Annotated in this window: 9 protein-coding genes and 1 pseudogene; 6 read left to right on the top strand and 4 right to left on the bottom strand. The window is 64.6% G+C overall.

Annotated features, from left to right (window positions below):
• Positions 1–68: 68 nt before the first annotated feature.
• On the bottom strand, positions 69–1,049 hold the full coding sequence (locus tag ACESNG_RS23635) for an aldolase/citrate lyase family protein (RefSeq protein ID WP_373064731.1): 981 nt from the start codon (positions 1,047–1,049) through the stop codon (positions 69–71).
• Positions 1,050–1,246: 197 nt separating this feature from the next.
• On the opposite strand from ACESNG_RS23635, the gene ACESNG_RS23630 reads away from it, so the two are divergent.
• The 3 genes from ACESNG_RS23630 to ACESNG_RS23620 all read left to right on the top strand — a co-directional run bounded on the left by ACESNG_RS23630 (position 1,247) and on the right by ACESNG_RS23620 (position 7,196).
• Positions 1,247–3,799, top strand: a complete 2,553-nt coding sequence (locus ACESNG_RS23630; RefSeq protein WP_373064729.1) for a DUF1592 domain-containing protein — start codon at positions 1,247–1,249, stop codon at positions 3,797–3,799.
• A gap of 78 nt (positions 3,800–3,877) precedes the next feature.
• On the top strand, positions 3,878–5,266 hold the full coding sequence (locus ACESNG_RS23625) for a DUF1552 domain-containing protein (RefSeq protein WP_373064727.1): 1,389 nt from the start codon (positions 3,878–3,880) through the stop codon (positions 5,264–5,266).
• Positions 5,259–7,196, top strand: a complete 1,938-nt coding sequence (locus tag ACESNG_RS23620; protein WP_373064725.1) for an ankyrin repeat domain-containing protein — start codon at positions 5,259–5,261, stop codon at positions 7,194–7,196. The genes ACESNG_RS23625 and ACESNG_RS23620 overlap by 8 nt, the downstream gene beginning before the upstream one ends.
• A gap of 56 nt (positions 7,197–7,252) precedes the next feature.
• Here ACESNG_RS23620 and ACESNG_RS23615 read toward each other — a convergent pair whose 3' ends face one another.
• Positions 7,253–7,498, bottom strand: coding sequence for an FmdB family zinc ribbon protein (locus tag ACESNG_RS23615; protein WP_373064723.1), 246 nt, complete (start codon positions 7,496–7,498; stop codon positions 7,253–7,255).
• Between the two features lie 35 nt (positions 7,499–7,533).
• On the opposite strand from ACESNG_RS23615, the gene ACESNG_RS23610 reads away from it, so the two are divergent.
• Positions 7,534–8,016, top strand: coding sequence for a RidA family protein (locus ACESNG_RS23610; RefSeq protein ID WP_373064721.1), 483 nt, complete (start codon positions 7,534–7,536; stop codon positions 8,014–8,016).
• Position 8,017: 1 nt separating this feature from the next.
• Here ACESNG_RS23610 and ACESNG_RS23605 read toward each other — a convergent pair whose 3' ends face one another.
• Positions 8,018–9,199, bottom strand: a complete 1,182-nt coding sequence (locus tag ACESNG_RS23605) for a hypothetical protein (protein ID WP_373064719.1) — start codon at positions 9,197–9,199, stop codon at positions 8,018–8,020.
• Positions 9,200–9,338: 139 nt separating this feature from the next.
• Between ACESNG_RS23605 and ACESNG_RS23600 the strand changes: the two genes are divergently transcribed.
• Both ACESNG_RS23600 and ACESNG_RS23595 read left to right on the top strand, forming a co-directional pair.
• A complete protein-coding gene (locus ACESNG_RS23600) occupies positions 9,339–11,138 on the top strand; it encodes a HupE/UreJ family protein (protein ID WP_373071165.1) in 1,800 nt (599 codons plus the stop codon).
• 10 nt (positions 11,139–11,148) lie between these two features.
• Positions 11,149–13,359: a PQQ-binding-like beta-propeller repeat protein gene (locus tag ACESNG_RS23595; RefSeq protein ID WP_373064715.1), complete on the top strand. Its 2,211-nt coding sequence runs from the start codon at positions 11,149–11,151 to the stop codon at positions 13,357–13,359.
• Positions 13,360–13,370: 11 nt separating this feature from the next.
• On the opposite strand, the pseudogene ACESNG_RS23590 reads toward ACESNG_RS23595, so the two are convergent.
• Positions 13,371–13,676, bottom strand: a pseudogene (locus ACESNG_RS23590) (hypothetical protein); the annotation flags it as partial.

Genomic DNA, 13,676 nt, shown 5'->3' with positions numbered 1-13,676 from the left:
GTGAAAAGGCCGCCGGTGCACTGTGCACCGGCGGCCTTTTCACGTTCGAACCATCACCGGCAAGCGCGCTACCGACCGCTCACCCCACGCCCGATCTCGACGGCCTTGAAGCCCGGCTCGCCCCAACCGATCACGAACACGCTGAACCCCTGCTTCATGCGCATTTCGATATCCGCCGCACCGGCCGGATAGCCGCACGGCACGTTGAATTCCTTGCACGCCGACAGCACCGACTGAATCGCCGCTTCCCAGCCCGCCTCGTCGAAGGTGCGCTTGCCCGCCGCGTCGGTCGTGCTGAACACGCCACGCAGTGTACCGGCTCCCGGGAAGAGCACGCCGACACCCTTCACCGCCGCGATCTCACGCACCTTGGCCAAGCCGGTCTTGCTCTCCACGATCGTGAAGTTGTACAGCTCGCCCTTCGTATTGAGCGGCCACAGATCCGCCTTCGCCCTGTAGTCGGCCGGCGTCATGCCCCACATCGCCGGGGCGTCGCCTACGTCGTCGGAGCGGGTACCGCCCTGGGCTTTGAAGCGCATGGCGGCGAGACCCTGCTTGAGCTCTTCCGCACTCTCTACGCCGACGAACACGATGCCCGTGACCCCGAGGTTGAGCTGCTGGCCGATCCGCTTGGCAGCCAAGGCCGGGTCGGGCGCAATCTCATGCGTCTTCACAAAAATCGGGTGCGTGAAGCGCGGTGCCTTCCCCTTTTGCAAGGCCCCCTGATCGCCCATACCCTTCGCGAATGCGGCAAACTGCGGGAGGGCGGCGTCGAAGTCGCCTTCCATACTGCCGTCGAAGATGTAGTCGGCTTGCTTGTAACCCAGGGCCACGGCGGCCAGCTGTGCCGGCGACTTCATGGAGTCGGCAGGGAGCGCGGGTTGGCCGGGGCGGGTGCGGCGGTTGGCGGGGCCATAGAGACCGAACACCGGCTGCTTTTTGGCAATCAGGTCGATCACGGGATTCAGGCGCGTCTGCGCGTGCAGGGGGGAGACAGCGCTCAGCGACACGGCCATAGCAGCGGCCGACAGCATCCAGCAGGGGCGCACGGAGGTTCCTCCAAGTGGGAAAGGGGCAGGAATGCCCCACGGTACCGCGTATATGCCCCCCAACGAGATTCAGGGCAAGAGTGTTGAAAATCGGAAGCCCGCCATATTTCAGCGGTTGTGCGCTAGCGTGCGTAAGAATGGGGTCTGCATAAATCGCCGTATCCTGCCCGTTCCCGCCTCAGTCCGGAGTTCCGAGGATGAAATCCTTGGTTGCTGCTTCGGTTGGTGGCTTGTCGCTTCTTGCCGTCGCGATCATTGATCGACCTGATCCGATCGCGACCCCAGCGCTGACATCGCCGCTTGCCACGTCCGCTTCATTCGACCCCCTGCTGTCGGATCCGCCATTGCGTCCGTCGGCGCCGATTCGGCGCGGGCTCGGGCATCCCGTGCTGGCTCCCGCACCTACCGCGCTCGCCGCGTCGGCGCTGACCGACGTGGTGAAAAAGACCTGCGCCGGCTGTCATAGCGATCAGCGCAAACAGGGCAATCTGTCGTTGCAGGGCTTCGACATGACCAACATCAACGGCAGCCCGGAGCTCGCCGAGAAGATGATCGGCAAGCTGCGCGCGGGGATGATGCCGCCGCCGGGTCGTCCGCGGCCGGGTGGGGACACGCTGAACGTGCTCGCCGGAACGCTCGAGCGGATGATGGATGCGCGCTACGCGCTCAATCCGAATCCGGGCACGCGCACGTTCCAACGTCTGAATCGCGCCGAGTACGAGCGGTCGGTCAAGGACCTCCTGGGCGTGGACATCAAGGCCGAGTCATGGCTGCCGCTCGACACCAAGAGCGCCAACTTCGACAACATCGCCGACGTGCAAACGCCGTCGGCCACGCTGCTCGACTCCTACCTCGACGCGGCCAGCGAGATCAGCCGTCTCGCGGTGGGCGACCCGAAGGCGAGCGTGTCCACGTCCAGCTATCGCATTGCCCGTTTGGCGTCGCAGGTGGATCCAGTGGAAGGCGCGCCAGCCGGTACGCGAGGCGGTACCTCGGTCCTGCATACGTTCCCCGCCGACGGCCAGTACGTGTTCACGATCACGCTGCACGCGATTCCCACGGGCCAGCTGTTCGGTTCCGCCGCGCCATTCGACGAGAAGATTGAAATCTCGGTGAACGGTGAGCGGATGTCGGTACTCGAGGTCGATCGCGGGATGTCACAGGCCGACCCGAACGGCATGGAGATCCGCACCAAGCCGATCTCGGTGCGTGCCGGACCGCAGCGGATAACGGCGGCCTTCGTGCGCACCTTCGAAGGTCCGGTCAACGACAACATTGCACCGATCGGTCATAGCATCGCCGACACGCAGATCGGTTCGCAGGCCGGCATCACCACGCAGTCGCATGTGCAGATGTTCGCGGTCACGGGCCCGTTCAATCCCACCGGTGTGTCGGATACGCCCAGCCGTCGTCGCATCTTCAGCTGCCGTCCGCTCGCGCCGGAGGAAGCGCGTCCGTGCGCCGAGAAGATCATGACACGGTTGGGCGCGCAAGCGTACCGCAGGCCGCTGGCCCCGAATGATCTCAAGGGTCTGCTCGCGTTCTACGATGCCGGTGCCAAGGACGGCGGCTTCGAACTCGGTGTGCGCACGGCTGTCGAAGCGCTGCTCGCCAGCCCGCACTTCATCTTCCGCGTGGAAGAGATGCCGGCGGTGGCGAAGCCGGGATCGCGCGTCGCGGTCAGTGGGATCGATCTCGCGTCGCGTCTCTCGTTCTTCGTGTGGGGAGCGCCGCCCGACGCGCAGCTGGTGTCGCTGGGCCGTCGTGGCCTCCTGGCCGACACGACCGTGCTCATCGCGCAGACCAAGCGGATGCTGGCCGACAAGCGCAGCAATGCGTTGTCGACGCGATTCGCCGCACAGTGGCTGCGGTTGTCGGATATCGAAAAGGTGCATCCCGATGCGCTGCAGTATCCCGATTTCCGCGAACAGCTGGCCTCGGACATGGTGCAGGAAACCGAGATGTTCTTCGATCATCTCGTGCGTGAGAACCGCAGCTTCCTCGAGCTGTATACGGCCAACTGGACGTATGTGAACGAGGACCTGGCGAAGCACTACGGCATCCCGGGCGTGGTCGGCACGAACTTCCGTCGCGTCGAGTATCCCGCCACTTCCGGTCGCGTCGGCATCTTCGGACATGGCAGCGTGCTCACGCTCACGTCGCACGCGAATCGCACGTCACCGGTGTTGCGCGGCAAGTGGGTGATGGAAGTGCTCATGGGCACGCCGCCGCCGCCGCCGCCGCCGGACGTTCCCGATCTCGAGAAGACCGGTGAGAGCAAGGAGGGCCGCTTGCTCACTACACGCGAGCGCATGGAAGAGCACCGCGCCAATCCGAGCTGTCGCTCGTGTCACGTGTTCATCGATCCCATCGGACTTGCCATGGACAACTTCGATGTGAACGGGCAGTGGCGCATTCGTGAGAACGGCACGCCGCTCGACACGCGTGGTGACTTCTACGATGGTACCAAGATCACCAACGCACTCGAACTGCAGAAGGCACTGCTGAAGCGCCCCACGCCGTTGGTGCGCAACTTCACGCAGAACCTGATGGCGTACGCCTTGGGCCGGCGGGTGGAGTACTACGATCATCCCGCCGTGCGGAAGATCGAAGCTCAGGTCAAGGCCAACAACTACCGCATGCAGGACTTCATCGTCGGTGTCGTGAAGAGCGACGCCTTCCGATTGAAGAAGGTGATGGAGCAGGCCGACTCGGGAACGCGAGGCGTTTCGGTGCCCGGCGTTCACTGAACGCATTCGTAGAACTCTTTCGTAGAACTTCTTCGCAAACGATTCGCCCCCCGTTCACGATACCGGAGACGCCACACCATGTACTTTCTCAGCGGAAAGGCGATGCCCCGCCGGCAGTTTCTGCAGAACCTCAGTGCCACGATTGCGTTGCCGTATCTCGACGCCATGATCCCGACGGGACGTGGCTCGCGCATTCTGGCCAACAAGGCGCCTCGTCTCGTGGCCATCGAAATGGTGCACGGTGCGGCCGGCTGCAACGAACTCGGCTCGAAGCTCAACCTCTGGTCGCCGGCAGCGGCCGGAAAGCAGTTCGATCTGGCCCCGACCGCGATGTCGTCGCTCGAGCAGTATCGCGACTACCTCACGATCATCAGCAACACCGACGTGCGTGAAGCGGAGCCATCGTCGCCGAACGAGATCGGCGGTGACCACTTCCGTTCCAGCGCCACCTTCCTCACGCAGGCGCACGCTCGGCAAACGGAGGGGTCGGATGTGCGCGTCGGCACGTCGCTCGATCAGCTGTACGCGAAGCGCTTCGGTCAGGACACGCCGATCCCTTCCATGCAGCTGTGCATCGAGAACGTGGACCAGGCGGGCGGTTGCGCCTACGGCTACGCCTGCGTGTACACCGACTCGATCAGCTGGTCATCGCCCACGGAACCGTTGCCGGTGATTCGTGATCCGCGCGTGGCGTTCGAGAAGCTGTTCGGTGTGGGCGGCACGAGCAGCGAGCGCGCGGAGCGGCGTCGCACGCGTCGCAGCATCCTCGACTTCGTGTCGGGAGAGATGTCGTCGCTCAAGGTGAACCTCGGACCCGACGACCGGCAGCGGCTCGACAAGTACCTCGAGGACATCCGCGAAGTCGAGCGTCGCATTCAGCGTGTGGAAGCGCGCAACCAGAGCGGCGATCCGCGCGAGTTGCCCGAAGCGCCGGCGGGCGTGCCCGATGCGTTCGCCGAACATGTCAAGCTGATGTTCGACATTCAGGCGCTGGCGTTTGCGGCCGACATCACGCGCGTGTTCTCGTTCAAGATGGGACGCGACGGCTCCAGCCGGACGTATCCGGAGAGCGGCACGGACAAGCCGTTCCACCCGGCGTCGCACCATGGCGGCACCGAGCGTGGTGTGAAGGACTTCAACATGATCAACAAGTATCACGTCTCGATGCTGCCGTACTTCCTGGACAAGCTGAAGAGCATCCAGGAGAACGATGGCAACATGCTCGACAAGACCATGATCATCTACGGCTCGCCGATGGGTGACTCGAACCTGCACAACCATCGCCGCTGCCCGCTCATCCTGCTGGGTAAAGCCGAAGGCCAGCTGGCCGGTAACCTCCACATCAAGGCGCCGGACGGTACGCCGATGGCCAACGCGATGCTCAGCATGATGCACACGCTCGGCCTGAACGATCAGACGAAGTTCGGTGACGCCACGGGTGCCCTCAACCTGAACTCCTATGCCTGAGTCCGGATCGCCGAAGGCCGCGCCTAAGTCGGCGCGGAGTGTTGCGCGCCGTGCCGGCCATCGACTGGCGGTGATCGCGTTGTTGTTCGGCGCGTCGTTGGCATTGGGCGCGTTGCGCACGCCGGCCGACGAATCGCCGGTGGCTGACGCGGTCATGCGTGGGGACAGCGCCCGCGTGCGCGTGCTGATCAAGCAGGGTCTGGATGTGAACGCCGCGCAGGCCGACGGCATGACGGCGCTGCATTGGGCGGCGCAGCGCGGTGACGCCGGCGGTGCGCAGATGTTGATGTACGCCGGCGCTCGGGTGGATGCAGTCACGCGCAACGGCAACTACACCCCGTTGCATCTCGCGGCTCGCAACGGACGTGCGGCGGCCGTGAGAGCGTTGCTGGCGGCCGGCGCGGACGTGAATGCGCTGACGACCACGGGTGCGGTGTCGGCGTTGCACTTCGCAGCGTCGAACGGCGATGCACTCACGGTGACCGCGCTGCTCGACAAGGGCGCGCCGGTCGATACGCGAGAAGGCGCGTGGGGACAGACGGCGCTCATGTGGGCAGCGTCGGCCAATCGTCTGGCGGCGCTCGACATTCTCATCAAGCGCGGCGCGAATCTCGAAGTGGCGTCGAAGATCGAAGACATCTCCGCGAAGGAGAAGGCGGAACGCGCCATGCTGGTGCAGCGCGGACGCAGGGTGGCGGCCATGAAGGCGGCCGACGCGGCGCCGACGGTGGCGGCAGGTCCCGCTTCGGCAGCTGCTGGCGCGCCGGTTCCGTCGACGCCGCGAGTTGCGGTCGCGGCTCCTGCTGCGATAGCGCCTGCGGCAATGCCCGCAGCCTCACCGAAGAATCCCACCGTGGCCGGTGCACCCGCCAAGCGCGATTCGGCCGCACCGCCGGTGCAGACGGGCTTCAACAGTCGTGGCCCCACCTACGGCGATCTGATCGGTAATAAGGGTGGACTCACCGCGCTGTTGTTCGCGGTGCGTGATGGCGCCGACGACTGCGTGGTGCGGTTGCTCGAAGCCGGTGCGAAGATCAATCACGTGAGCGAGGGCGATCACACCAGCCCGCTACTGATGGCGACGATCAACGGCCGTTTCGATATGGCCAGACTGCTGCTCGAAAAGGGCGCCGATGTGAAGCTGCAGAGCGATGCCGGTGCGACGCCGCTGTACGCCACGATCAACGTGCAGTGGGCGGCCAAGTCGCTCTATCCGCAGCCCACCGCGCAGCTGCAGCAGACCACGTCGTACGTCGACCTGATGGAGTCGTTCCTGAAGGCCGGCGCCGACGTGAACGTGCGGCTCAAGAAGCACCTGTGGTTCATGTCGTACAACTTCGACTTGCTGGGCGTGAACACGGTGGGTGCGACGGCGTTCTGGCGCGCGGCATACGGCACCGACGTACCGGCCATGAAGATCTTGGTGAAGTACGGTGCCGACATCACGATCCCGACGATCAAGCCGACGGGTCGCTTGCCGGGCGACGATTCCGGAGGTGAGGACGCGGCGACTGGCAGCAAGGATCCGTCGGGACTGGCGCCGATTCCTGATGGCGGCCCGGGTGTCTATCCTATTCACGCGGCCACCGGCGTGGGCTACGGCGAAGGCTTCGCGGCCAACTCACATCGGCACGCGCCCGACGCGTGGATGTCGTCGGCGAAGTATCTGATCGAAGAGCTCAAGGTCGACGTGAACATGCGCGACCATAACGGTTACAACGCGATCCACCATGCCGCCGCGCGCGGCGACAACGCACTGATCACGTATCTCGCCGGTAAGGGCGGGGACTTCATGGCGATCAGCCGTCGTGGTCAGACCACCGCCGACATGGCGAACGGTCCGGTGCAGCGCATTCCGCCCTTCCTCGAAACCGTGGATCTGTTGGTCAAGATGGGCGCCACGAACAGCAACAAGTGCAAGTCCTGCTGAGTCGCCCCCGTACCGACGTTGCGTTTGGCTGAGCCATTCCGACCGGGCCATCGCCCTCAGTCGTCGTGGCTCAGTTCGTATTTGCGCTGCTCGTGCATGCGGTCCTTGCCTTGCGCGGCATCACGTCGCTTGGCGGCGTGCATGGCCTGTCCGTGAGTGGACGAGGTCTTGATGGAGGGAAGGGACAGCTGTTTCTCGAGGGCGATGCTTCCGCAGGCCGGGCAGGCGGGTGGCGTACTGCCGCGCACCAACGCTTCGAAGCTCTTTTGACAGGCTGTGCACACAAAGTCGAACAAAGGCATATGATTACCGCTCCCGTCTTCCTGGAGGTTTGCTGATGCGTCGTTCGTTCGTTTTCGCTACCACTGTCGCCATCGCGGCGTCGCTCTCTACTACGCAGTTCGCCGGCACGGCGCTGGCTCAAGGCGCTCAAGTGCAAGGCGCGGCCATCCGCCAGCAGGTGATTCCTGCAGGGCAGAGTGCGTCGCCAACGCTCACCCCCGGCATCCGCGTGGGGAACATGCTGTTCGCCTCGGGACAGCTGGGGATGAGCCGAACGGCCCCCGACACCACCATTCAGGGTCAGACGCGCCTGGCGCTCGAGAACACGAAGAAAGTGTTCGAAGCCGCCGGTACCACACTCGCCAACGCCACGAAGTGCACCGTGTTCCTCACCGACGTGAAGGATTTCGGCGGCATGAATTCGGTGTATCGCGAGTTTTTCCCGTCGGCCCCGCCGGCCCGCTCCACCGTGGTCGTGGCGGCGCTGGTGTCGACGGGGGCCAAGGTCGAAATCGAGTGTGCGGGTGTGATTCCCTGACCTACTTACCCGTGGGCCAGACCACGCCTTGATTGCCGCGCGTGACGGGTCCGATGCCCTTGTAGCGGAACTTCTGCAGGCGCTTGCCTTCGTACGTTTCCGTCGTGTAGATGTTGCCCTTGGAGTCGGTCGCGATGCTGTGCACGGCGAAGAACTGTCCGGGCTGACGGCCGCCGTCTCCGAAACTGGTGAGGATTTCCAGTGACTGGCGGTCCATCACGTACACGCGCTCGTTCTTGCCGTCGGCCAGGTACAGATACTTCTGCGCCGCGTCCTTCGAGAAGGCGATGTCCCAGACCGAGCCGTCGCCGCGCGTGGCCGGCGCGATGCGCACTTCCTTCACGAACTTGCCGTCCTTCTGGAACACCTGAATGCGATCGTTGGGACGGTCGCACACGTACACCATCCCGTCGGTGCTCGGCTCGGCGCAGTGCACCGGATTCCGGAACTGCTGCGCGAGCGGCGCCGACGGATCGTACGGAGGCATACGCGCGTCGTCGGGCGTGTTGCCGTAGGCGCCCCAGAAGCGCTTGATCTTGCCGCTGTTCATGTCGAGCACCGCTACCCGCTTGTTGCCGTAGCCGTCGGCCACGTAGGCTTCGCCGGCCTTGGTGTCGAAGGTGATCTTGGCCACGCGACCGAAGTGCGTGCTGTCGTTGCTGGCGGAGCCCTGACCGGGCGTGCCGATCTGCTGCAGGAACTTGCCGTCGTGCGAGAACTTCAGGATATGCGAGTCGGTGGGGCCGTTCCCGCCGATCCAGATGTTGTCCTTGTCGTCCACCGCGACGCCGTGATTGGAGCCGGGCCACACGTATCCCTCGCCCGGTCCGCCCCAGCCCTTCACCAGGTTGCCGTCGGGATCGAACTCGAGAATCGGCGGCGCCGAGGCGCAGCATTCGCCGATCGGTGGCTTCGCGTTCATGCCCGCTTCCGTGCGCTGATTGAGCGTGGAGTCGCCGCGGTGGATGATGAACACGTGGTCGCGGCTATCGATGCCGACGCCGATCACCGAGCCCAGGATCCAGTGGTTCGGCATCGGCTTCGGCCACACGGGGTCGACTTCGAACCGCGGCGCCTGCACCATCTGCCGGTCGGTGGCCCGCAGCGACGCTTGCGCGACACCCAGGGCACCGATGGTCAGAATCAGGGCCGTCCAGCGCAGCGTATTGCGCTTCCTCGTCATCAGTCTCTCCATCAGGGGTAGGACCCCGTGTGGATTCCGGGGCGGGATAGTATCTTCGTGCAATTGCGGCGCTGCCGCGAATCCCTAGTTAGTAACGCGCCTCCTCCCGCCTGTCCAGAGAATCGACGCCCGCTTCGCGATGCCCTTTCTCTTCCCGCTGCTCGCTCTGCTCTTGATTCTCCTGCCGGGACATCGTGCGCATGCGCACGAAATCCCGGCCAGCGTGGTCGTGCGCACCTTCGTGAAGCCGGATGGCGCGCGCGTGCGTGTGCTGGTGCGCGTGCCGCTGGAAAGTATGCGTGATGTGTCGTTCCCTACGCGTGGTACGGGGTTACTCGACGTGGCCCGGGCCGAGCCGACGTTGCGTGATGCGGCGCAGCTGTGGATTGCCGACGGACTGCGCCTGCGGGTCGGTGATCGCGCCTTGGCGGTGCCGCTGGTAGTGGCCGTGCGGGCGGCGCTTCCTGGTGATCGCGCCTTCGAGTCATACGCCACCGCGCTGGCGGCGGTGGAAAACGCGCCGATGCCGGTCGACACCGACATTCCGGTCGGACAGGTGATGCTGGATGTCTTGCTCGACGTGTCGACGGCGGGCATGGTGGTGGGCGATGACGCCGACTTGGTGCTCGAACCCGCGTGGGCACACCTCGGCGTCCGCACGACCACCGTGGTCACACTCGTGCTGAGCACCGGGGCCACGCGGGTGATCACGTTCGATGGTGATCAGGGCGCGGTGCGTCTCGATCCGCGCTGGTGGCACGCCGCATGGCGGTTCGCGCTCACTGGCATGGAGCACATGTTCAGCGGCATCGATCATCTGCTGTTCGCGCTCTGCCTGGTGCTGCCCATTCGCGCGATGCGTCCGCTGGTCGGCGTGGTTACGGCCTTCACGATCGCGCATTCCATCACGCTGGTGGCGTCGGCGATGGGCTTCGCGCCTTCCGCGCTCTGGTTTCCACCGTTGGTCGAAGTGCTGATCGCCGCGTCCATCGTGTACATGGCGCTCGAGAACATCGTGGGCGCGCGCGTGCAGCGTCGCTGGATGATCGCGTTCGCGTTCGGCCTGGTGCACGGCTTCGGATTCTCCACCGCGTTGCGCGACCAGCTGCAGTTTGCCGGCTCGCATCTGCTCACCTCGCTCGCCGCATTCAATGTCGGCGTAGAGCTCGCGCAGCTTGCGGTATTGGCCGTGGCAGTGCCCGCACTGCGTTGGGTGTTTGCGCGTGCCGTGCCCGAGCGCATGGGCGTGATCATTGCCTCGGCGTTCATCACGCACGAAGCGTGGCATTGGTTGCTCGAGCGAGCCGCGACGCTGCGAACCTATCGGTTGACGCCGCCCGTGCTCGATGCGCTTTTTCTGGCGGATGTGCTGCGGGGAGCGATGGGTGTGTTGATCGTGATCGGTGTGGCGTGGGGAATTTCGGGAGTGATGCGTCGCCTGTCGGTGTCGCGTGCGGCGTCAAGCGCTGTTACCGGTCTGCTGCTGATGCTTTCGGCCACGATGTTCACGCCGCGCACGAGCGCTGCGCAGGCGCCCAGGTCGACCCGCCAGGGTGTGTACACGCCGTCGCAGGCCACCAAGGGCAAGCACGTGTTCAATGGCGCCTGCCTCGGCTGCCACACTACCGCCTCGCATATGGGATCGGCGTTCGAGCTGCGATGGTTCGGGCGCCCGCTCTCGGAGTTGTACGGCTATCTCAGTAATCTGATGCCCAAGTCGGCTCCTGGTACGCTCACGGAAGAGGAGTACGTGTTGGTCACCGCGTACATCCTCAAACTGAACGGTATGCCGGCTGGCAAGGTTGAATTGAACGCCGAGCCGGATTGGTTGAAGGCGGTGCGCATCGATGCCGCGCCGGGCACGTCGCCGGCGCCGTTGGAAGGTCGTTCGGAAGGACGCACGGAAGTACGCAGTTTCAGACTTGTCCCGCATTCTTGACGGAGATCAGATGATGCAACGCAGGACCAGACGGCTCGCCGGCTACGCGTTGGTCGCGGGCGCCGCAATCGTGGGCGCCACGTTCACGCGCGTCGCTCCCACGGTGGCGCAACAGGGCAAGCCACTCGTGCGCGGCAACGCGTATGGTGAATGGCGGCATTGGGGTGCCGACCAGTGGAGCACGCGCTACTCGCCGCTCGAGCAGGTGAACGCCAGCAACTTCGACTCGCTCAAAGTGGCGTGGGAGTGGAAGGCCAGCGCGTTCGGCAAGGACGAGTACTATCGCACCACACCGATCTTCGCGAACGGTCGTTTGTTTACCGTGGCCAGCACGCGTCGCGTGGCGACGGCGCTCGATCCGGAAACGGGTGAAACGCTGTGGATGTATCGTCTCGACGAAGGCATCCGATGGCAGAAGGCACCGCGTCAGTTCGCCGGTCGCGGTTTGTCGTACTGGACCGATGGGCGCATTGAACGCGTGCTGCTGGTCACGCCGGGCTATCACCTGATCTCGCTCGATGCGAAGACGGGCAAGCCCGACCCGCTGTTCGGCAAGAACGGTGTCGTGGACCTGATGGACGGTCTGGGCTATCCGATGGTGCCGCTGGCCGTCGATGACTCGGGGCCGCTGATCATCTCCGATGCGGCACCGATGCGCAAAGCGAAGCCCGGCGAAACGTGGGATATGGTGAAGAAGATCGGCGCCGACGGCACGGTCGGTCTCGATCCTGCCGCTGGACAGATCGCTGCGGGTTCGCCGCCGATGGTGGTCGGGAACATGCTCGTAGTGGGCAACTCGTCGATTCACGGCTACTACCCGATTCGCACGCACAACGTGACCGGGACCATTCGTGGATTCGACATTCGCACCGGCCGACAGACGTGGAAATTCAACCTCGTGCCGCAGCCCGGTGAGTTCGGCGCCGACACGTGGAAGAACGGCTCGAAGAACGGCACCAAGGGCGTGGGCAAGAACGACGCGTGGGCACCGTACGCCGCCGACGAACAGCTCGGTCTCGTGTACATCCCCGTGGGCATGCCGCTGATGGACGAATACGGCGGACATCGCCCCGGCAATAACCTGTACGGCAACTCGCTCGTCGCCCTCGATGCGAAGACGGGATTGCGGAAGTGGCATTTTCAGATGGTTCACCACGACATCTGGGACTACGACACGCCGATGGCGCCGAACCTGATGGACATCACGGTCGACGGCAAGCCGCGCAAGGTCGTTGCGCAGACCACCAAGCAGGGCTGGGTCTACACGTTCGATCGCGCCACGGGTGAACCCATCTGGCCGATGGTGGAAACGCCCGTGATGAAGAGCGACGTGCCGGGTGAAGTGTCGTCGCCCACACAGCCGGTTCCGAGTAAGCCGGCGGCGTATTCGCAGCAGGGGCTCGTGGAGGCCGACCTCATCGACTACACACCCGCCATCAAGGACTCGGCCCTCAAGATGGCGAAGCGGTGCCGCATGGGACCGTACTTCATTCCTCCGGCCGCAGCCGATGGCAAGGGCAGCACGGGCATCAAGTGCTCATGGTACGCGCCTGGCGCCAGCGGTGGTGTGAACATCGATGGTGGCGCCACGGTTGATGTGGAAACCGGCATGATGTACGTGGCATCGATCACGGGCATGAGCACGGCGCAGCTGCAGAAAGACCCGTGCTCGGAATTCGATTACAGCTCGCCGCGCAACAGCTGCGGCTTGCTCGGCGCGCTGCCGGCGCCGCCGGGCTACGAAGGCCCCGTGCGTGAGCGCGGTGGTGACTTCGCGGGGCGCGCTGGTGGATCGATCATCGGTGGGGTGTCGATCGTGAAGCCCAAGGAATACGGTGGCATCACGGCGTACAACATGAAGAGCGGCGACAAGTCGTGGTGGGCGCCCAACGCGGGTATGCTGAAAGTCACGAGCCGTGATCCATTGTTCGCCGGTGTCACGTTGCCACCGCAGGGTGGTCGCGGACAGGCGCAGGCCATCACCACCAAGACGTTGCTGATTTACGGCACCGGCCGCGGCGGTGGTGTGCCGGGTGAAGCGCCGCAGTTGTTCGCGCTCGACAAGGCAACCGGCAAACAGGTCGGCGCCCTGGAAATCGCGTCGAAGACGACGGCGGTGCCGATGACGTTCCTGCACAAAGGCCGGCAGTACATCGTGTTCGCGAGCGGCGCCGAGAACGAGACACAGCTCACGGCGCTGGCGCTACCGGTGAAGAGGTAGGCGAGAGTGCGCTACTTCTTTTCGTAGCGCTTCAACGCTTTCTGGCCAACTTCGGCGCCGTAGATGTTCCCTGCGGCGTCGACCGCAACGCCCTCAGCAGAACTCGTGCTGGGGGCTTTGTCGTCGGGGTCGGGAATGAACGCGGTGACTTTGCCGTCGCGCGCGTTGCCGATGCGCATGCCGCGCTTCCACGCCACGTGCGGCGGATGCACCGAGCCCGATTCTGAATCGGCCACGTAGATCACATCATTCTTGTCGATGTAGATGCCGCTCGGTCGGCTGAACTGATACCACGTGTCGAGCACCGTGAAGTTCTG

It is taken from the genome of Gemmatimonas sp., assembly GCF_041689975.1.
Lineage (GTDB): Bacteria > Gemmatimonadota > Gemmatimonadetes > Gemmatimonadales > Gemmatimonadaceae > Gemmatimonas.
This window is presented reverse-complemented; position numbering and strand designations above follow the sequence as displayed.

What these genes read in the sequence shown, in the direction of transcription:
- ACESNG_RS23600 (WP_373071165.1), top strand. Translation starts at nt 9,339, where the DNA reads ATGCCCTTTCTCTTCCCGCTGCTCGCTCTGCTCTTGATTCTCCTGCCG.
- ACESNG_RS23625 (WP_373064727.1), top strand. Translation starts at nt 3,878, where the DNA reads ATGTACTTTCTCAGCGGAAAGGCGATGCCCCGCCGGCAGTTTCTGCAG.
- ACESNG_RS23615 (WP_373064723.1), bottom strand. Translation starts at nt 7,498, where the DNA reads ATGCCTTTGTTCGACTTTGTGTGCACAGCCTGTCAAAAGAGCTTCGAA.
- ACESNG_RS23595 (WP_373064715.1), top strand. Translation starts at nt 11,149, where the DNA reads ATGATGCAACGCAGGACCAGACGGCTCGCCGGCTACGCGTTGGTCGCG.
- ACESNG_RS23630 (WP_373064729.1), top strand. Translation starts at nt 1,247, where the DNA reads ATGAAATCCTTGGTTGCTGCTTCGGTTGGTGGCTTGTCGCTTCTTGCC.
- ACESNG_RS23610 (WP_373064721.1), top strand. Translation starts at nt 7,534, where the DNA reads ATGCGTCGTTCGTTCGTTTTCGCTACCACTGTCGCCATCGCGGCGTCG.
- ACESNG_RS23620 (WP_373064725.1), top strand. Translation starts at nt 5,259, where the DNA reads ATGCCTGAGTCCGGATCGCCGAAGGCCGCGCCTAAGTCGGCGCGGAGT.
- ACESNG_RS23605 (WP_373064719.1), bottom strand. Translation starts at nt 9,199, where the DNA reads ATGACGAGGAAGCGCAATACGCTGCGCTGGACGGCCCTGATTCTGACC.